Consider the following 18,407-nt stretch of genomic DNA (forward strand, 5'->3'; position numbering starts at 1 on the left):
CAACCGCACGGCCAGACACAAAACCAAGTTAGGAAAACGACGCCACATGGCAAATATGATGGATGAGTTTGAAGCACTCTTAGAAGAAAGCTTCGAAATGGACACACCCGAGGAAGGGTCTGTCGTCAAAGGCAAGGTGATCGCGATTGAAGCGGGCCAGGCCATCATCGACGTTGGCTACAAGATGGAAGGCCGCGTCGAGCTCAAAGAATTCGCTGATCCCGGCGAAGCTCCCAAAATCGAAGTTGGCGACGAAGTAGAAGTCTTCCTGCGCCAGGTCGAAAGCTCCCGTGGCGAAGCCGTCATTTCCCGTGAAATGGCCCGCCGCGAAGAAGCCTGGGATCGTCTGGAAAAAGCCTACGCCGATGAAGAGCGCGTCGAAGGCGCCATCTTCGGTCGTGTCAAAGGTGGCTTCACCGTTGACCTCGGCGGCGCCGTGGCCTTCCTGCCCGGCTCTCAGGTTGATGTACGTCCTGTGCGGGACGCAGGCCCTCTGATGGGTCTGAAGCAACCCTTCCAGATCCTGAAAATGGACCGTCGCCGGGGTAACATCGTTGTGTCGCGTCGTGCGATCCTCGAAGAATCCCGTGCCGAACAGCGCGCCGAAGTCATCGGCAACCTGACCGAAGGTCAGACCGTCGACGGCGTGGTCAAGAACATCACCGAATACGGGGCCTTCGTGGACCTCGGTGGTGTTGACGGCCTGCTGCACGTCACCGATATGGCATGGCGCCGGGTCAACCACCCGTCGGAGATCCTGTCGATCGGCGAGACCATCAAGGTGCAGGTCATCAAGATCAACAAAGAGACACACCGCATCAGCCTCGGCATGAAGCAGCTGCAGGAAGATCCATGGGATCTGGTGGCCGCAAAGTATCCGCTGGATTCCACGCACACTGGCCGCGTGACCAACATCACCGACTACGGTGCCTTTGTTGAGCTCGAAGCCGGTGTTGAAGGTCTGGTACACGTCTCCGAGATGTCCTGGACCAAGAAAAACGTGCATCCAGGCAAGATCGTCTCGACCTCCCAGGAAGTCGAAGTCATGGTTCTAGAAATCGACGGTGCCAAGCGCCGCGTGTCCCTGGGCCTGAAACAGACCATGCGCAACCCGTGGGAAGTCTTTGCGGAGACACACCCCGAGGGCACAGAGGTCGAAGGCGAAGTCAAGAACATCACCGAATTCGGTCTGTTCGTGGGCCTCGACGGCGACATCGACGGCATGGTGCACCTCTCCGACCTCAGCTGGGACCAGCGCGGCGAAGAGGCGATCCAGGACTACCGCAAGGGCGACATGGTGCAGGCCGTTGTTTCCGAAGTGGACGTCGAGAAAGAGCGCATCTCTCTGTCGATCAAGGCCGTGGGCGGGGATAAGTTCGCCGAAGCCGTGGGCGGCGTGAAGCGCGGCTCCATCGTGACCGTGACCGTGACGGCCATCGAAGACGGTGGTGTCGAGGTGGAGTACGAGGGCATGAAGTCCTTCATCCGCCGCTCCGACCTGTCGCGTGACCGTGCAGAGCAGCGCCCGGAGCGTTTCTCCGTCGGGGACAAGGTCGACGTGCGCATCACCAATGTGGACAACAAATCCCGCCGCCTGGGCGTGTCCATCAAGGCGCGCGAGATCGCGGAAGAGAAAGAAGCCGTGGAACAGTACGGATCTTCGGACTCCGGTGCATCGCTGGGCGATATCCTCGGTGCCGCGCTCAACAAGGGCGACGACTGACCCGCAACCGGTCCTTAAATTGCCACAAAAGCCCCGCAGAAATCATTCTGCGGGGCTTTTTTATTCGGAGAACGACAATGCGGAAACTGGCGATGAGCCTTTGTCTCTGCCTGGTGGCAACCAGCGCACAGGCTGGCAACAAGGACAACTTTTTCTCCTTCAAAACCAAGGTTGTGCAAGGTCAATTACAGATGCACGGCCACTACGGGAAAAACTGGACCGAAACCGAGGTTCGCAAATCCCTGGAACGTGACTGCGCAGGAGCGGGCAAAACGCTTGCGGCACTGCAACTGGGCGAGGTGCACAAACGCAAGGGGCAGTCCTTCGTCGGTGTCTGCACATAGCCTGCCAATCAGCAGGTGCGCCAACAGATGACCCCGACGATACGTAAGTCAGCTGGAACGACAGGTTGACGTAACACTATTTGGTATCATATAAAGAGATACCAAAAGGTATTATGAGGTTCATCATGACAACACAGCTACCAGCACTTGCTCTCTCCCTTACTCTGGCTGCAACCGCTGCAGCCGGGGATGGGATAACACTGACCGACACCGACAGCTTCGACTGGGAAACGACGCCTGAGGGGGTCGCATTCGCGCCCCTGCAAGGCGACCGCTTTGTCGAGGCTTATCAGGCGATGGTGCGGCTTCCAGCCGGGATCACCAGTCCGCTGCATGTCAAATCCGCAAATATGTTCGGTGTCTTGCTGCAAGGCGAGATGATTCACTACGCAGACGGTACCGATCCGGCCAAGGCTCAGCCCATCGGTGCGGGCGCTTTCTATGAAATCCCGCGGGGTCTTGCACATGTGTCTGCATGTGTTTCGGCGACGCCCTGCATCGCGTATCTGTATCAGGACGGCGCTTTCGATTTCCAGCCGGTGCAGTAAACCGCCGCCGCGACACCTCAGGCGGAAAGCTGATCAGATTGAGAAAAGACCCTTGCCGCACAATGCGGCGAGGGTCGCGCTGACATGGCAAGCCCCCGAGTTTCGCCCCGGTGTGCTATTCCGCCGCCGTCCGGTTTGAACTGGTCTCGCCAATGACCTGCTGTTCCAAAAAGCTGCTGATCTGACGATGGGCGACTTCGGAGGGCGGCAGAGCGTCCCCCGCATCCTTGAAGGTCATCCGCAGCACAGTTGCGGCATTGGCGTCCCGTTCCGTCCGCGGTCGCCAATCAGCGTCCAAATGATCCGCGAGGTGAACCTCCGCTATTTTCGTGCCGTCTCGGACGTGCCGGATGACGGGATGAATGAAGGCATCAGGCGTGTCACCGAAAACATTGTGCTCGCGTTTCACATGCATCGTATCCGTGCCGAAATCGCCATACTCGAGGGTCACCATCAGATATTCCCTGCCGGAGAAATCCTCGGCCTCCTGCACCCATTCCACGGGCACATCATGATAGCTGCGCCCTGCGTCCTCCTTGTCCAGCAGGATCACGTCGCATAGAAATCCTGGTTGTAGAAACACGCCGGCACAGGTGCTGATCCGGTTAATGATCGCGCGGGTCAAAGCATCGGGGGCAAGCACGGTCTGCGTGGTCGGGTAAACAGTACCCTGAACACGCCCGGCCACAAATTCAGACAAGCATTTCACGTTGTGCCGAAAGCCGTGCACAAAGCCGGACATGGTCTTGCGATAGTCGCGCGACTGCATGATCGTACCTGCAAAGAACAAACCCTCAACATTCTCGCTTTCCCACTCCGACGTCATCGCCGGGAACTTGCCGAAGTGACGCAGCGCGGGCCGGATATCTTCGGCAAAGATATCGGCATCAAAGCGGAAGCCGGTGCAGGCGATGACACGGTCATAGGTCAGGGTAATCTCGTGATCCTCCGCGGCCCGCATCTGCGCCGTGACGGTGTAGAGCCCATCCTTGCGTTCGATCTTCACCGCTTTGGCATCGATCACCGCGTTTTGTGATTTCAGCTGGTAGGTGTCGAGGAAATTGTTGTTCACCGCCCGCAGGTGCCCGACAAAATGCGTCTGCCAGGCAAAGCGCACCGGGTTCGGGCTCATCACGTGGATCGAGGCCGCATGCTCGACCAGCGAATCCGCGGTCTCGAAGGCGGAATTGCCCTTGCCAAGGATCAGCACGCGTTCGTTTTCAAACTGTTCGGGCGTCGGGTCGAAATCGAAATAGTTGTCGACCAGATCGAACCCCTCGATCCCCGGATCCCAGGGCTGCGACACGCCTGTGGCGACGATCACATTGCGGGCGTGATGCGTCGTTCCATCGGAACACCGCAGGGCAAAGACGTCATCGGTCTTCGAGATCTCGACTACGTTGCTGTCGCACAGGATGCGGTCCTGCATCTGGGCGGCAAAAGCCTCGGCGTAGTCCACGAAATCCTCGGCAGAGGGGAAATATTTCCGGCTCCAGTCCTTGAAGAGCGTCCCTTCATCGTTCAACAGGGAATTCCAGTCGTAGCGCAGGCGTGTCTCAGCGTTCGAGAGACCGGTGTGTACCTTGTTGATCGAAATGAACTGGCGATGTCGGGGAAACGTACGAAAGAAACTGCACACCTCCGAACCGCGCTCGAGGATGACAAAATCCATCCCCTTTTTCTGGAAGTAATATCCGGCCTGAAGCCCTGCCGGACCTGATCCGATCACGCAGACATCGCGTGGTCCATCGCTTTGTGTCATTCCCGTTCTATCCCTCGCCGTGGTGCTATCGTTTCTAGGCCCATTTCTCTCGATGGAAATTTGTGGGCAACCCCGTTGCCAGCTAAGCAGAAACGAGGTTTTCGCGCAATGCGTGCGCTTGCCAAGCGTTCAATGCGGGGGCGTTCGGGAATGATGTGCCAAACGGCTGGGCATTGGTTATGCGCATTTGATGGTTTGCGACGTGAAAAGTCTTGTGTCCGGGTGCTGGACAAACTCTCTCTCGGTGGTTCCGAATCATATCGCGACGCTGCGCTGCGGCATTTGGCATACATCCGCCTGCAAGCGCGCACAGTCGCGCAGGGATCGGAAAAAGCGCTATAATACAGCGTGTTCGGCGTTAAAAAAGTGACAACGTGGCCACAGGCTCACTTTCCGTAAGCCCGGTTTCTTTCTATAGTTCCGGCATAGGCGCGGCAAAAGTGCCAACAACCAACAAGGGGACGCTGCCATGATCCGTTCGGAGCTGATTCAAAAGATCGCCGATGAAAATCCACATCTGTATCAGCGCGACGTGGAGCGTATCGTCAACACCATCTTCGAGGAGGTGACCGGCGCGATGGCGCGGGGAGACCGGGTTGAGCTGCGCGGCTTCGGCGCGTTCTCGGTCAAGAAACGTGACTCCCGTGTGGGGCGCAACCCGCGCACCGGCGAAACCGTGCATGTGGAAGAAAAACACGTGCCGTTTTTCAAGACCGGAAAGCTATTGCGTGATCGTCTGAACGGGAAATCCTGATGCGATACATCCGCTACGCCTGCATCGCGACCTTTGGGATTGCCTTGATTGCTGTGGCCATTGCCAACCGTGGCATGGTGTCCTTGCAGTTGATCCCCTCGGAAGTGGCAGGCTGGTTCTCGGTCACGCCGCAGATCGAGCTGCCGCTTTTTCTCGTCATCTTTGGCGGCATTGTCTCGGGCCTGCTGATCGGCTTTGTCTGGGAATGGATTCGCGAGCATGGGCAACGGGCCGAAGCGGCGCGCCAGGCCCGAGAGATGCGCCGGCTGGAACGCGAGATCGCCAAGCTCAAGGGTGAGAAGCACGCAGGCAAAGATGAAGTTCTGGCGCTGCTGGACGAAGCCAGCTGATCCTGCGCTCTTGTATCTGGGCCTTGGCCATGCTCAAACGCGCCCATGCCTGACGATGTATCTGTAAAAATCTGCGGTCTGCGCACGCCCGAAGATGTCGCGGCGGTGGCCGGGGCGGGCGCGTCTTATTGTGGCTTTACCTTCTTCACCAAATCCCCGCGCAGCATCGGCTTTGAGGACGCGCGGGCGCTGGCCATAGCGGCACCGCCGGGCCTTGCCAAGGTTGCGCTGACGGTTGATGCAGATGATGCCTTTCTGGATGATCTCACCCGACAGGTCCCGCTCGACACGCTGCAATTGCATGGGCATGAAACGCCTGAGCGTGTCGCGGCGGTCAAGGCCCGGTACGGATTGCCGGTGATGAAGGCAGTGGGGATTGCTGACGCGCACGATCTTGCAGAGCTTGATCGGTATCTGAAGGTGGCGGACCAGGTTCTGGTCGACGCGAAGCCGCCCAAGATATCCGAGTTGCCGGGCGGGAATGGTCTCACCTTTGACTGGCGGCTTGTCGCGGGGCGCCGGTGGCCGGTGCCGTGGATGCTGGCGGGCGGGCTGACCCCGGACAACGTGGCCGAAGCTATTGCCTTGACCGGCGCGAAACAGGTGGATGTGGCGTCCGGCGTCGAGAGTGCACCCGGGGTCAAGGATCACGATGTGGTCCGCAGCTTCGTGCACGCGGCCAAGGCATGACGGTCACCTTCCGGCCTGCGGAGCGTCATGAGGTCGGGGCCATCGTCGCTTTACTGCAGGACGATATGCTGGGAGCCGCCCGGGAAGGCAGCGACCTTGAAACCTATCTTGCGGCTTTCGACCGGATGACGACCGAGGGCGGCAACCAGCTTATCGTAGGTGCCCACGGCACTCGGGTCGTGGCCACCTATCAGCTGACCTTCATCTCGGGCCTTTCGCTGCGCGCCGCACGCCGCGCGCAGATCGAAAGCGTGCGGGTGTCCAGCGATCTGCGCGGGCAGGGGATCGGCCACCGGATGATCGAGGATGCGGTGCAGCGTGCCAAGGAGGCTGGATGCAGTCTCATCCAGCTCACCATGAACAAAAGTCGCACCGACAGCGCGCGGTTCTACGGCGACCTTGGCTTTACCCCTTCGCACATCGGGTATAAACGCAATCTGATCTGAGGTGCGAATAGGCGCTTTGCAGTGGGCGCAAGTTTTTTGGGTGGAGGAAACGTGGCATTTGTGAAGCGAATTGAAAGAGATGATCGAGAGATCACTGCTCTGCACCCAACGCAGCTGATTTGTCGCTATATAGTTTCAGAGCGGAATGGAAAGCGTCTAATTCAGCTCAATACCCATGGATCAGACGATCGCGATACTCCTGGCAAGCTTAGCCAAACGTTGCAATTCGACGAACAGTCGGCAGCCGAACTTTATCAAGTTTTGAAACGCGAATTTGGGTTCAAAGGAGAGTAACATGAACGATCTTTTCAATTCTTTCATGACTGGCCCGGATGAAAACGGGCGGTTTGGCGATTTTGGCGGGCGGTTCGTTTCCGAAACGCTGATGCCGCTGATCCTGGAACTGGAAGAACAATACGAGAAGGCCAAGACCGACGACAGTTTCTGGGCCGAGATGAACCATCTCTGGACCCATTATGTGGGCCGTCCCAGCCCGCTTTATCTGGCGGAACGCCTGACCGCGCATCTGGGCGGTGCCAAGGTCTACATGAAGCGCGACGAGCTGAACCACACCGGCGCGCATAAGATCAACAACGTGCTGGGGCAGATCATCCTCGCCCGTCGCATGGGCAAGACCCGGATCATCGCCGAGACCGGCGCAGGTCAGCACGGCGTGGCCACAGCCACCGTCTGCGCCAAGTTCGGTTTGAAATGCGTGGTCTACATGGGCGCGCATGATGTGGAACGTCAGGCACCCAACGTCTTCCGCATGCGCCTGTTGGGCGCGGAAGTGGTGCCCGTGACCTCCGGGCGCGGCACGCTGAAGGATGCGATGAACGACGCGCTGCGCGACTGGGTGACCAACGTGCGCGATACCTTCTACTGCATCGGCACGGTCGCTGGCCCGCACCCCTATCCGGCCATGGTCCGTGATTTCCAGTCGATCATCGGTAAGGAGGTCCGCGAACAGATGACTGCCGCCGAAGGCCGCTTCCCCGACACGGTGATTGCGGCGATCGGGGGCGGGTCGAACGCAATGGGCCTTTTCTACCCGTTCCTTGATGACAAGGAGGTTGGCATCATTGGTGTTGAGGCAGGTGGCAAGGGTGTGAACGCCAAGATGGAGCATTGCGCCTCGCTGACCGGTGGCCGCCCCGGCGTGCTGCACGGCAACCGCACGTATTTGCTGCAGGACGATGACGGGCAAATCCTCGAAGGGTTTTCGATCTCCGCAGGGCTCGACTATCCTGGCATCGGTCCTGAGCACGCCTGGCTGCACGAGATCGGGCGCGCGGAATACGTCGCGATCACGGATAAGGAAGCGCTGGAGGCCTTCCAACTCTGCTGCGAACTCGAAGGCATTATTCCGGCGCTGGAACCGTCCCATGCGCTCGCCCATGTGATGAAGATCGCGCCTGAGCTGCCCAAGGATCATATCATCTGCATGAACATGTGTGGCCGTGGTGACAAAGACATCTTCACCGTTGCCAAGGCGCTGGGTTTCGAAATGGGTGAGTTCGCCTGAGGCGGTTTGATAGTCAAAAGGAACAGGGATCGTGATCCTGCCCACAATCCCGGCGCGACCTCTGTCGATCCTACCTGTACTTTTTAGGAAATGCGGCTTTGCGAAAAGGCGGTCCACGGGGTTTCCTCACGGTGTGGGCCGACCGGGATTTGCATGGCTGACGACACAACTTTCATGGAGCTCACGGTATGTCGATTTGGGTGTTTGACACGCCGCCGGCAGTCTTTATCCGCATCCGGAAGACAGGTTCCACGTCGATCGTTCGGGGGATATTTAAGGGGCGCGGCGTCGCGCATACGGTCACCGGCAGTTCATTCCCACCCGAGTGGAAGTCGCGCTTTGTTTTTGCTTTTGTGCGTAACCCCTTTGACCGACTGGTGTCGAGCTTGGAAATGTTCCAGACATATCCCGTCAAATCTGAACAGGATGCAAGCATCAGGTCAGGTCTGGGCCTTCACGACGTGATGGATGTTATCGAAGACGATACCATCCCAATCGCAGGAGAAACCTATGTCAGTAAGTTGCGACAGCACGCGATACAAATGACGCACGGTACGTATTTCCTGAATGAGGCTGACTTTATTGGCAGGTTCGAGCGTTTCGAAAAGGATTGCCGACATGTGTATCGGCAACTTGGTATGGAAGAGCCGGAAATTATCCCGCACCGGCGCAACACGCCGCCGCGCGACTATCGCAGCTACTTCGACAAATCGACCCGGTCGCGTGCAGAGCAAATCTTTGCCGAGGATTTGGAGCGTTTTGACTATAACTTCTAGTCAAACAGCATTGCACACAGATGATGTCTGATGTCGGCCACCAATACTCGGCTGATGGGTCTGTTTTAGCGCCCGAAATGTAAAATCAATTCTGCAGGGCGTGCTCTTCGAGAACCTGCAGAGGTACGATCTCCAGTGCGCGTTTGTGTGTGGCGGCCAAGTGGACCTTAGGCGCGCAACCCTCGTCGTGGGCCTGCAAAAAACGCCCCGCGCAGAGGCACCAGCTGTCGCCCGCCTTCAGACCCTGGAACCCGAACTCGGGTCGCGGGGTGCTGAGGTCGTTACCGACGTATTTCGAGTAGGCGAGGAATTCATCGGTCATCACCGCACAGACCGTGTGGCTACCCTGATCTGCGGCACAAGTGTTGCAGTGACCGTCGCGGAAGAAGCCTGTCACCGGGTCTGACCCGCAGAGGGCCAGCGATCCTCCCAGTACATTGAGGCTGTCGTCTTTCTCCATCCTCTCCTCCTTACGTTTTGTCGGCGATGGCGCGGAACAATTCGATGTTGCTGCGTTGCACGGCCTTGTCGCGAAACTGTGGGTCGACTGCGGTCAGCGCGATCACGATACCCTGTTCCTCATTGATGTAGAGGTATTGGCCGTAAATGCCACGCCCCATGTACTCGCGGGGACGCGCATCGCGGGGCATCCACCACTGATATCCATAGCCGTATTGATCCGCGGTTGTCGGTGCCGATGGGGTTGTCGAGGCGATCACCCAAGCCTCCGGCACGACCTGCCGACCGTGCCACCGCCCATGCTGCAGGAACATCTGGCCAAAGCGGGCGTAGTCACGGGTTGTGCCGTTGAACCCGCCCAGCACAAAGGCCACGCCGGTGCCATCTGTCAGATAATAGGGCTCCTGTTCCACGCCCAGCGGTGCGATGATCTTCTCGCTCATCAGGTCAATGACCGTGCGCCCCGTAGCGCCGCGCAGCACCATGCCCAGCACATGGGTGTCGATTGACACATACTGCCATTGGGTGCCGGGCGCTGCAAACGTCTCAGTCAGCCCGGCGGCAAAGGCATCCATCTGTGCACCCAGCGCCAGGACACGGCCCATTCGGTTAATGTCCGAGTTCTTGTCGGTGTAATCCTCGTCGAATGTCACGCCGGTGGCCATGTTGAGGACATGCCGGATCGTGGTGCCATCATAGGCGCCGCCCTTCAGCGCAGGCGCATATCTGGTGACCGGATCATCGAGCGAGACAATGGCGCCTTCGTCCAACAGAATACCGGTCAGCGCGGAGAGATAGCTTTTGGCCATGGACCAGCTGACGCGCAGGTCCTCTTGCTTGGTGTCTAGATGATAGCTTTCGTGGACCAGCTTGCCATCCTTCAGAATGACCACTGATGTCACCTGCCGATCCCGAACGAATTGCTCAAAACCATCCGGCAGCCCGATGCTGGCTCCGGCGGGCAGCGGCACAATCGTACCTGTTCCCCGGCTGATCGGGCTGTGCAGGAATGCCTGATCCATGTGGCTGAAGTTATGGGCGATCCGGTCCGGCAGGAACAGGCTGTTGACCGCCATCAGGCGCGAAATCTCGTCCCGCTTCCAGACACCGACCACCAATGCGGCGAGCGCCAGGGCTAGGGTCAGCCGCAGCACCCATTTCAACAGTTTGCGCATGTCTCAGCCCGTACCCCGCGCCCCATCCCAGCGGATCCAGCGACCATGGAAATCGGCGCGTCCCAGGGGCAGGGTGATATCGCCGGGCCAGAGCCGGAGCACCAATGCGGCGCCGATCCCGCCGGTTGTGTCCCCGTCGCTTTCCATCGAGAGCCAGGCCAGCGGGCGGGTCGGTGTCGCCGTCGCCCCGGCGGCCTCGATCATTTCCTGACCGCGGGCCTGAACGTCAGCGGGAAAATACTGCCAGGCAACCGTGTGTTGGATCAGGTGCAGATGACCTTCGGGTGCCGATGCCAGACGGGTTGCCAACCACTCTATCGCATCACCCCGGTGGATCGGCGCATCGGTCACTGCAGCAGCGGCGCGGGTGAGCGCCAGGCGCTCCGGTTGATCAGGCCAGAGGTAGGCCGTCAGGCGCAACAGATCCTGTGGATCACTGGGATCGAGCGGGTTCAGATCGACGCCCGCACGCTCCGCAATGATGGGGCGAATGCGCGGAGGCAGGGGACCCTCCCAATCGGGCGTCAGTGTAAGAGCGGGGTCGGCGGGCGCTATGTCCATGCCAGTCAAAGACAGCGCATAGCGGTCCCACATCAGGTTCAATCCTGCACTGGCGCCGAGTTCCGAGACGGTAAAGGGCAGGTCGAACCGTTCCGCTGCCACGGCAGCGCCCGCGATCAGCGCAGCGGAGCGGCGCACTTCGTTGGTCTGAGGCGGGCTTTCGACCCAGCCGAGCATGAAGGCTTCATGCCGCTCGAACGCCTCGAGCACGCCGTCGCGCAATACATCATCATTCACCTGTGCCGGTGGATAGAGGGCGGCCAGCTCCGGCGCGCGCCCGGCGAGGACCAGCGCATGCAGCCCGCCCGCCGTGCGCAGGGGCAGCGAAGCACCTGCGGGCCCAACATCCCCGTCGAACTGCGCAAAACGATGCGCCAGGGCGCTGTCTTTCGGCCAGTGCTCTGCCAGGATACGCAGCAGTTGCCCCATGAACGGCGACCCCATGCGCTCGCAACTGATGGCCTGATGCGCAAAGGCCTCTGCCAGCCTCACCTGAAGCGCTCCATCAGTTTTTGTAGCGGTGACAGAGCCTCCGGTTCAGGCTTCGGGGCCTCTGCAGGCTTGGGCTTTGCCGCCTCGGGCTTCTTTTGGCCCGTACTGGATCGCTGGGGCGACACGCGCAGCCCGACTGCATTCATGAATTTCGCCGCATCGCCGTTGACCAGATAGGGCGCACCGTCGCTCACACCGCGCAACACGTCATCCAGCCAACCCTCATCCGCCTTGGCGAAATCGCGCAGCACATACCCTGGCACAGCGTCCTTGTGTCCGGGATGGCCGACGCCCAGACGCACCCGCGCATAGTCCGGCCCGATATGCGCATGCACCGAGCGCAAGCCATTGTGCCCTGCGTGACCGCCGCCGACCTTATGCTTGACCTTGCCGGGGGCAAGATCGATCTCGTCATGCAGGACAACGATATCTTCCGGCTCCAGCTTGTAAAACCGCATCGCGGCCTGAACCGACTGGCCGGAGTTGTTCATGAAGGTTTCGGGTTTCAGCAGCACCGCCCGGTCGGCGCCAAAGCGCCCCTCGCTGATCGCGCCCTGATGCTTGCCCTTCCACGCCGGAAACCCGTGATCAGCGGCGATCCGGTCCAGGGCCATGAACCCGATATTGTGGCGGTTTCTGCTGTACTTTGCACCTGGATTGCCCAGACCCACGATCAGCTTCATGGCAATGCTCCTTCATATTGCAGTGCAGCATAGCAAAGCGGGGGCGCAAACGAAATACGGGGCCGCAAAGGGCCCCGTACTTGTTTCAACCCACCAGGTGGAGGATCAATCGTCGGCTTGCTCGCCGTCGGGTGCATCCATCTCCGTTGTGGGCACTTCATCCGCATCCACATCGGCATCCTCGTCTTCATCGTCCGCAGACGCCAGACCCGCAGGTGCGGAAAGCTGGGCAATCACGAAGTCACGGTCGATGGTCGGCTTGGCGCCTTCCGGCAGCGTGACCGAAGAAATCGTGACGTTGTCGCCGATCTCCATCTCCGAGACGTCGATGGTGATGTGATCGGGGATATCGCCCGCGGTCACGATCAGCTCAACCTCGGGACGCACTAGCGTCAGCACGCCGCCTTTTTTCAGGCCGGGCGAGACGTCTTCGCCTTCCACTTCAACCGCGATGAAGAGGTTGATCTTGGTAGTGCGGCGCAGGCGCATGAAATCGATGTGTGTCGGCAGGTCCTTGACCACGTGACGCTGCACATCGCGGCAGATCACACGCACGTCGTCGTGGCCTTCTACCTTCATGTTGAACAGGGTCGACTTGAACCGGCCCGCCCGCAGCTTCTTGATCAGCACGTTGAACGGAATGTTGATCGGCAGCGGGTCAACGTCGCCACCAAATACAATCCCAGGAACCATGCCATCGCGGCGTGCCTGACGAGCGGCGCCCTTGCCTGTCCCCGTCCGTTCCTGAGCTTCAAGATCCGGAATCGCTCCAGCCATCTTTTATCTCCAATATGTTAAGGGCGGGCCTCCTCCAAGGCTGTAGACCCACGTGAAGCCGCGCGTATAGACCGGTTTGTAGTCCGTGAAAAGAGGTTTTTCACAGATGCTCTCTTGCAGGCGTCGCGCGCCCGTGTCACCGCTGACACATGCGCTTGGTGAGCGATCTCTGGCTGTCCCGAAAATCAGTTGCTGGCTTCGTCATTGTTGGCGCGGCCTGGTCCAGCTATTTCGCCCAGATGCCGGTGATCAAGGCGGCCATCGGTGCTTCTGACGGCGTCTATGGCGCGGTCATGCTGCTGGCCTCTCTTGGCGCGCTTGCCGCCATGTGGCTGGCACCGCTGGCACACCGGATTGCAGGCCGCTGGGCCTTGCCGCTGGGGGCGATGATCATGTCGGGCGGCATGTTGGGGGCGGGCATGTCCGCCGAGATCGTGGCCTTTGGGATTGCAATGACCTGTGCCTCGGTCGGGGCAGGGATTACAGATGTGCTGGCCAATGTGCGGGTTTCCGAGATTGAGGAGAGTAGCGGACGCCACCTGATGAACCTCAATCACGCGATGTTCTCTTTCACCTACGCGGGCTGTGCGCTGGCCACGGGCATCCTGCGCGAGCTGGGGTGGTCACCAGCACAGGTCTTCACCGTGCTGATTGGACTGACGGCGCTTGCGGGCTGGATCATGCTGGAAAGACGCGCTCCGCCCATCCCAACAGACGAAACCCCCGGCGATGCGCCGCTGCCGCATCTGCTGGTCTGGGGCGTCGGGGCGATCGTGATGGTCGCCTTCCTGACGGAGGCCGCGTCTGAGGGATGGTCCGCACTGCATCTGGAACGCACGCTGGGCGGCGGTCCGGCCGAAGGCGCACTGGGCCCCGCGCTGTTAGGGCTGAGCATGGGGATCGGGCGGCTCTCGGGGCACTTCCTGTCGGATCGGGTGCCGACCTTGCCGTTCATCACGGTCGCCTCTGTCGTTGCTGCGGGAGGGCTGGTCCTGGTCGGGGCCGCACCGACGCTCTTTATGGCCTATATCGGCTTTGCCCTTACCGGCCTTGGCATTTCGGTGGTCGCCCCGCTGGCGCTTGCGCTGATCGGGCGACTGGTTCCGCCTAAGGCACGCCTTGCCGCCATCAGCCGCGCCTCGGCGCTTGGCTATGCCGCGTTTTTTGTGAGCCCGCCGCTGATGGGCTTCACCTCCGAAGCGCTTGGCCTGCGCGCCGGTTTCTGGGTGGTCGCCGCGCTGCTGTTGATCTGCATTGCCGCGCTGGTGCCGGTGCTGGCCGCCCGTATCGCGGCCCGCACGCAGCAGGCCTACTGATCCAGCCAGCGCCCCTCGAAATCCTCGGGAATGAGCAGGTTGTGCCGACCGAGACCCTCCACGCTGGTCTCGCCACAGAGCGCCATGGTCGTGTCCAGCTCCTTGTGGATCACTTCCAGTGCCCGGGTCACACCGGCCTGACCCATTGCGCCCAGACCATGCACAAAGGCGCGCCCGATGTAGGTCCCTTTGGCTCCCAGCGCCAGCGCCTTGAGCACGTCCTGACCAGAGCGAATGCCGCTGTCCAGATGCACTTCGACCTTGTCGCCGACCGCGTCCATGATGGAGGGCAGGACCCGGATTGAACTGAGCGCACCGTCCAGCTGCCGCCCGCCGTGGTTGGACACGATGATCGCATCCGCGCCGACCTGCAGCGCCATCTTGGCGTCTTCCGCATCCAGAATGCCCTTGAGGATCAGCGGTCCGCCCCACATTTTCTTGATTTCCTTGACCTCGTCCCAGTTCAACTGCGGATCGAAGCTTTCGGCCGCCCAGACGGAGAGGGAGGACAGATCGCTGATGCCATCGATGTGGCCGACGATATTGCCGAACTGGTGCCGTTTGGTCTTGGCCATGCCCGCAATCCAGCGCCATTTGGTGGCCAGGTTGAAGATGTTACCAACCGTCGGTCGGATTGGAACCGACAGCCCGTTCTTGATGTCCTTGTGGCGCTGCCCGAGGATTTGCAGGTCGAGTGTGACCACAAGCGCCGAGCACTTCGCATCCTTGGCCCGTTGGATGATGTTCTTGATGAAGGTCTTGTCGCGCATGGCATAAAGCTGGAACCAGAAGGGTTTGCTGGTGTTCGCCGCCACATCTTCGATCGAACAAATCGACATGGTGGAGAGCGTGAAAGGCACGCCAAAAGCCTCCGCTGCCTTGGCCGCCAGGATCTCACCATCTGCGTGCTGCATGCCGGTTGAGCCGACCGGGGCCAGGGCCACAGGCATCGCCACATCCTCGCCGATCATCTGACTGGCGGTCGAGCGGCCCGTCATGTCCACGGCCACGCGCTGGCGCAGCCTGATCTTCTCGAAGTCGGTGGTGTTCTCGCGAAAGGTCTGTTCCGTCCAACTGCCCGATTCCGCGTAGTCGTAGAACATTCGGGGCACACGCCGTTGGTGAAGCTTCTTGAGATCCTGGATCGTGGTGATTGTTGGCATGGCACCCTCATATTGGTCAGTTTTGATTACCAATTCACCACAGAAAGATCAATCGACAAAAAGGTACGTAGGCTGACTTGATTAGTGCGATATCGAACTTTATATAGTTTGATATCGTACTATAATGGAGAACACCATGAACCTGTCTCGCCGCAAAGCCTTGTCCCTAATCGGTGGGGGGACCGTATTGGCTGCATCCGCGTCTGCCACCGGGTTTCTCACCAGCCGAACCCCACGCACCGCTCTGGCACCGTGGGACTTTGCCGGGAGCTATGATGATCCCCGACTCAATGCGCTCAGCTTTGCACTGCTGGCGCCGAACCCTCACAATCTGCAGCCTTGGCAGGCCGCACTTGAAGGGCAGCACAGCCTGTCCATTTATCTGGACCCGGCCCGTCGCTTGCCGGAAACTGACCCCTATGACCGGCAGATTACCATCGGTTTGGGATGTTTTCTGGAACAGATGGTTTTGGCCGCGGGCGCTGCGGGACACACAGTCCATTTGTCCCTCTATCCCGACGGCGCCGATGGCCCGGTTGCGCGTGCAACGTTTTCCTCCGGCGGGGTGCCTGATCCGCTCAGCACGCAAATCCTAGCGCGCAGGTCCTGCAAGGAGCCATTCGACGCGCGGCCAGTCGATGGTGTGCAGGCAAATGAATTGGAGCTCTTCGCCGATATCTATACCGATGAGACGATGGTCCAAGCGCTGAAATCGCTCACCTGGGATGCGTGGGAAACCGAGGCGCAGACACGCCGGACGATGATGGAATCCGTTGATCTGATGCGCTTTGGCAAGGCCGAGATCAATGCGAACCCCGATGGCATAGACCTCGGCGGACCGTTTTTGGAGAGCCTGATGTTGGTCGGCATGTTGAGCCGGGATGCACAGTCTGATCCAGAGAGCGCGAGTTTCAAGCAGGGTGTCGAGATTTACCGCGAAATGCTCGCGGCAACACCGGCTTACGCCGCGCTGACCAGCGATGGGAACACACGCAGGGACCAGATTGAGGCCGGGCGGCGCTGGCTCCGACTGAACCTCAAATGCACGGCCCTTGGCCTCGCCCTGCATCCGGTGAGCCAGTGTCTGCAGGAATACCCCGAAATGTCACCGTACTTTGGCAAGGCGCATGATCTTCTGGCGGCGCCTGGACAGACGGTTCAAATGCTGGGTCGATTGGGCTACGGTCCGCAAACGCCCCGCACGCCGCGCTGGCCCCTGGAGACAAAACTGCTGAATGCCTGACGACGCCCGCGCCACCTATTTCGATGTCTTCAACGAGATCGGAATCATCGAACAGCTCAGCCGCACATTGCTTGAAGCGCGCTTGCCGGACGGTCTGATTGCACCGCATTTCGCTGTTTTGAACCACTTGATCCGATTGGGCGACGGGCGCGCACCAATCGATATGGCGCGCGCTTTTCAGGTGCCCAAGACCTCAATGACCCATACGGTCAAGGGCCTGGAGGCGCAGGGGCTTGTCGATGTGCGCCCCAATCCGGAAGACGGTCGGTCGAAACTGGTCTGGATCACGCAGAAGGGTCGCGCCACCCGGGATCAGGCCATTGCAGATCTGACCCCGGATTTTGAGCGGCTTGCATCGGGGTTTGACACGCATCGTCTGGACGCGATCCTGCCGGTACTGCGGGATCTTCGTATCTTTCTGGATGAGGACAGAAACCCGTCGGGCGGAGCCTAGGCGCTATGCGCCCCGTCGGAGAGGGTTTTCACGAAGGCCAAAACGTCCGAAACAGTTTCACCTGCGCCGATCTTGCCGACAATCGCCGAGCCCACGACAACGCCGTCCGCCACGTCGGCAATCGCGCGTGACTTCTCCGGTGTGTTCACGCCAAAACCGACGATGACGGGCAGGCCACTGGCCGATTTGATCCGGGCCACTTCGGGGCCGACATCCCCGGCTTGCGCTTCGGCAGCGCCAGTGATCCCGGTGATGGAGACGTAATATACAAAGCCCGAGGTGTTCTGCAGCACCCGTGGCAGCCGTTTCGCATCCGTCGTGGGGGTCGCCAGACGGATGAAGTTGAGCCCGGCCTCTTGCGCGGGCAGGCACAATTCGCTGTCTTCTTCCGGTGGCAGGTCCACAACGATCAATCCGTCGATACCTGCGTCGATAGCCTCGGCGAGAAACCGGTCGACGCCCCGGCTGTAAATGGGATTGTAATAGCCCATCAGGACAATCGGTGTCGTCTGGTCCTCTTTCCGAAAGGCGCGCGCCAGATCCAGCGTCCGCTGCAACGTCATTCCACCTTCCAGGGCGCGCTGCCCGGCCAGCTGGATTGTGGGGCCATCGGCCATCGGATCGGTGAAGGGCAATCCCAGCTCGATCACATCCACCCCTGCCGCGGGCAGGCCGCGCACCACTTCCAGCGACGTGTCAAAATCCGGATCCCCCGCCATGACATAGGCAACAAAGGCCTTCTTTCCGGCTTTGGAAAGCTCTGCAAACTTGGCGTCAATTCGGGTCATCAGGCTGGCCTTTCGTGGTATCGCCCCGCAATGCCGAAAACCAAACGGAAAATCAATGCATCAACGGCTACTCTATGCCACTTGTTGGAAATGGCGCAGCCTATCAGGATTTCCCCCTTTAGATTTTCCAAAGATCGCCTAACTATCAGCCATGAATTACTTGCTCGCCATTCTGCTGCCACCATTGTCGATCCTGCTGACCGGCCGGGTGATCCTCGCCATTCTGGTATTTCTCATCTGGATCCCCGCACTCATCTTTTCCGGCGGTTTGACCCATCCGATGTTCATCCTTCTGGCGTGGTTTCTGATCTTCCATGCCCGCGAAGATCGGCGTCACCGCTAGGTCTTGTCTTGGCCTGTCAGACCCCCTAGGACAAG

The 18,407-nt window shown here is 59.9% G+C and carries 22 protein-coding genes; 14 read left to right on the forward strand and 8 right to left on the reverse strand.

Translation table 11 applies throughout. From position 1 onward, the window contains the following. The first annotated feature begins 46 nt into the window (after positions 1-46). From rpsA to Q1A52_RS07645, 3 genes are all read left to right on the forward strand, one after another. Positions 47-1,723, forward strand: coding sequence for a 30S ribosomal protein S1 (gene rpsA / locus Q1A52_RS07635; RefSeq protein ID WP_195820200.1), 1,677 nt, complete (start codon positions 47-49; stop codon positions 1,721-1,723). Positions 1,724-1,800: 77 nt separating this feature from the next. Continuing rightward, positions 1,801-2,067 carry a hypothetical protein gene (locus Q1A52_RS07640; RefSeq protein ID WP_300013110.1) on the forward strand — a complete coding sequence of 89 codons (267 nt, stop codon included), beginning with the start codon at positions 1,801-1,803 and terminating at the stop codon, positions 2,065-2,067. A 125-nt stretch (positions 2,068-2,192) separates the two neighbouring features. Then, positions 2,193-2,615 carry a DUF4437 domain-containing protein gene (locus Q1A52_RS07645; RefSeq protein WP_300013113.1) on the forward strand — a complete coding sequence of 141 codons (423 nt, stop codon included), beginning with the start codon at positions 2,193-2,195 and terminating at the stop codon, positions 2,613-2,615. A 115-nt stretch (positions 2,616-2,730) separates the two neighbouring features. On the opposite strand, the gene Q1A52_RS07650 is transcribed toward Q1A52_RS07645, so the two are convergent. After that, positions 2,731-4,377, reverse strand: a complete 1,647-nt coding sequence (locus tag Q1A52_RS07650) for an NAD(P)-binding domain-containing protein (protein WP_300013116.1) — start codon at positions 4,375-4,377, stop codon at positions 2,731-2,733. 469 nt (positions 4,378-4,846) lie between these two features. Between Q1A52_RS07650 and ihfB the strand changes: the two genes are divergently transcribed. The 7 genes from ihfB (at position 4,847) to Q1A52_RS07685 (ending at position 8,918) form a co-directional block, all read left to right on the forward strand. Continuing rightward, positions 4,847-5,131, forward strand: a complete 285-nt coding sequence (gene ihfB / locus Q1A52_RS07655) for an integration host factor subunit beta (RefSeq protein WP_195820204.1) — start codon at positions 4,847-4,849, stop codon at positions 5,129-5,131. Next, a complete protein-coding gene (locus Q1A52_RS07660) occupies positions 5,131-5,481 on the forward strand; it encodes a LapA family protein (protein ID WP_195820205.1) in 351 nt (116 codons plus the stop codon). The genes ihfB and Q1A52_RS07660 overlap by 1 nt, the downstream gene beginning before the upstream one ends. Before the next feature lie 45 nt (positions 5,482-5,526). Continuing rightward, the gene (locus tag Q1A52_RS07665; protein ID WP_300013119.1) at positions 5,527-6,171 is read left to right on the forward strand and encodes a phosphoribosylanthranilate isomerase; all 645 of its coding nucleotides are present in this window, start codon (positions 5,527-5,529) and stop codon (positions 6,169-6,171) included. Then, a complete protein-coding gene (locus Q1A52_RS07670) occupies positions 6,168-6,617 on the forward strand; it encodes a GNAT family N-acetyltransferase (protein WP_300013123.1) in 450 nt (149 codons plus the stop codon). The genes Q1A52_RS07665 and Q1A52_RS07670 overlap by 4 nt, the downstream gene beginning before the upstream one ends. A gap of 51 nt (positions 6,618-6,668) precedes the next feature. Beyond that, on the forward strand, positions 6,669-6,911 hold the full coding sequence (locus Q1A52_RS07675; RefSeq protein ID WP_300013126.1) for a hypothetical protein: 243 nt from the start codon (positions 6,669-6,671) through the stop codon (positions 6,909-6,911). A gap of 1 nt (position 6,912) precedes the next feature. Beyond that, positions 6,913-8,142, forward strand: a complete 1,230-nt coding sequence (gene trpB / locus Q1A52_RS07680; RefSeq protein WP_300013129.1) for a tryptophan synthase subunit beta — start codon at positions 6,913-6,915, stop codon at positions 8,140-8,142. A 188-nt stretch (positions 8,143-8,330) separates the two neighbouring features. After that, positions 8,331-8,918 carry a sulfotransferase family 2 domain-containing protein gene (locus tag Q1A52_RS07685; RefSeq protein ID WP_300013132.1) on the forward strand — a complete coding sequence of 196 codons (588 nt, stop codon included), beginning with the start codon at positions 8,331-8,333 and terminating at the stop codon, positions 8,916-8,918. Positions 8,919-9,003: 85 nt separating this feature from the next. On the opposite strand, the gene Q1A52_RS07690 is transcribed toward Q1A52_RS07685, so the two are convergent. From Q1A52_RS07690 to Q1A52_RS07710, 5 genes are all read right to left on the reverse strand, one after another. Then, entirely contained in the window at positions 9,004-9,378 is a 375-nt protein-coding gene (locus tag Q1A52_RS07690) for a DUF2237 domain-containing protein (protein WP_300013135.1), read from the reverse strand. A 10-nt stretch (positions 9,379-9,388) separates the two neighbouring features. After that, positions 9,389-10,552, reverse strand: a complete 1,164-nt coding sequence (locus Q1A52_RS07695) for a serine hydrolase (RefSeq protein ID WP_300013138.1) — start codon at positions 10,550-10,552, stop codon at positions 9,389-9,391. Between the two features lie 3 nt (positions 10,553-10,555). Beyond that, entirely contained in the window at positions 10,556-11,605 is a 1,050-nt protein-coding gene (locus Q1A52_RS07700) for a DUF2332 family protein (protein WP_300013141.1), read from the reverse strand. Next, positions 11,602-12,288: an aminoacyl-tRNA hydrolase gene (gene pth / locus Q1A52_RS07705; protein ID WP_300013144.1), complete on the reverse strand. Its 687-nt coding sequence runs from the start codon at positions 12,286-12,288 to the stop codon at positions 11,602-11,604. The genes Q1A52_RS07700 and pth overlap by 4 nt, the downstream gene beginning before the upstream one ends. A gap of 105 nt (positions 12,289-12,393) precedes the next feature. Then, positions 12,394-13,065 (reverse strand): 50S ribosomal protein L25/general stress protein Ctc, encoded by a 672-nt coding sequence (locus Q1A52_RS07710; protein ID WP_195820212.1) that lies wholly within the window; start codon positions 13,063-13,065, stop codon positions 12,394-12,396. 149 nt (positions 13,066-13,214) lie between these two features. Here Q1A52_RS07710 and Q1A52_RS07715 point away from each other — a divergent pair, with 149 nt between their 5' ends. Beyond that, positions 13,215-14,381 carry an MFS transporter gene (locus Q1A52_RS07715; RefSeq protein ID WP_300013148.1) on the forward strand — a complete coding sequence of 389 codons (1,167 nt, stop codon included), beginning with the start codon at positions 13,215-13,217 and terminating at the stop codon, positions 14,379-14,381. Here the strand turns inward: Q1A52_RS07715 and Q1A52_RS07720 are convergent. Then, complete coding sequence (locus Q1A52_RS07720) at positions 14,375-15,544, reverse strand: alpha-hydroxy acid oxidase (RefSeq protein WP_300013151.1); 1,170 nt, start codon at positions 15,542-15,544, stop codon at positions 14,375-14,377. The two genes, Q1A52_RS07715 and Q1A52_RS07720, sit on opposite strands and share 7 nt — an antisense overlap. 136 nt (positions 15,545-15,680) lie before the next feature. On the opposite strand from Q1A52_RS07720, the gene Q1A52_RS07725 reads away from it, so the two are divergent. Together Q1A52_RS07725 and Q1A52_RS07730 are read left to right on the forward strand one after the other, a co-directional pair. Continuing rightward, positions 15,681-16,787, forward strand: a complete 1,107-nt coding sequence (locus tag Q1A52_RS07725; protein ID WP_300013154.1) for a twin-arginine translocation pathway signal protein — start codon at positions 15,681-15,683, stop codon at positions 16,785-16,787. After that, entirely contained in the window at positions 16,780-17,241 is a 462-nt protein-coding gene (locus tag Q1A52_RS07730; protein WP_299777810.1) for a MarR family transcriptional regulator, read from the forward strand. Before Q1A52_RS07725 ends, Q1A52_RS07730 begins: the two co-directional genes overlap by 8 nt. On the opposite strand, the gene trpA is transcribed toward Q1A52_RS07730, so the two are convergent. Further along, positions 17,238-18,029: a tryptophan synthase subunit alpha gene (gene trpA, locus Q1A52_RS07735; RefSeq protein WP_300013157.1), complete on the reverse strand. Its 792-nt coding sequence runs from the start codon at positions 18,027-18,029 to the stop codon at positions 17,238-17,240. The genes Q1A52_RS07730 and trpA overlap by 4 nt on opposite strands. Positions 18,030-18,180: 151 nt before the next feature. Between trpA and Q1A52_RS07740 the strand changes: the two genes are divergently transcribed. Further along, a complete protein-coding gene (locus Q1A52_RS07740; RefSeq protein WP_195820218.1) occupies positions 18,181-18,372 on the forward strand; it encodes a hypothetical protein in 192 nt (63 codons plus the stop codon). Positions 18,373-18,407 lie beyond the last annotated feature (35 nt).

Source organism: uncultured Roseobacter sp. (genome assembly GCF_947488185.1).
Taxonomy (GTDB): Bacteria; Pseudomonadota; Alphaproteobacteria; order Rhodobacterales; family Rhodobacteraceae; genus Roseobacter.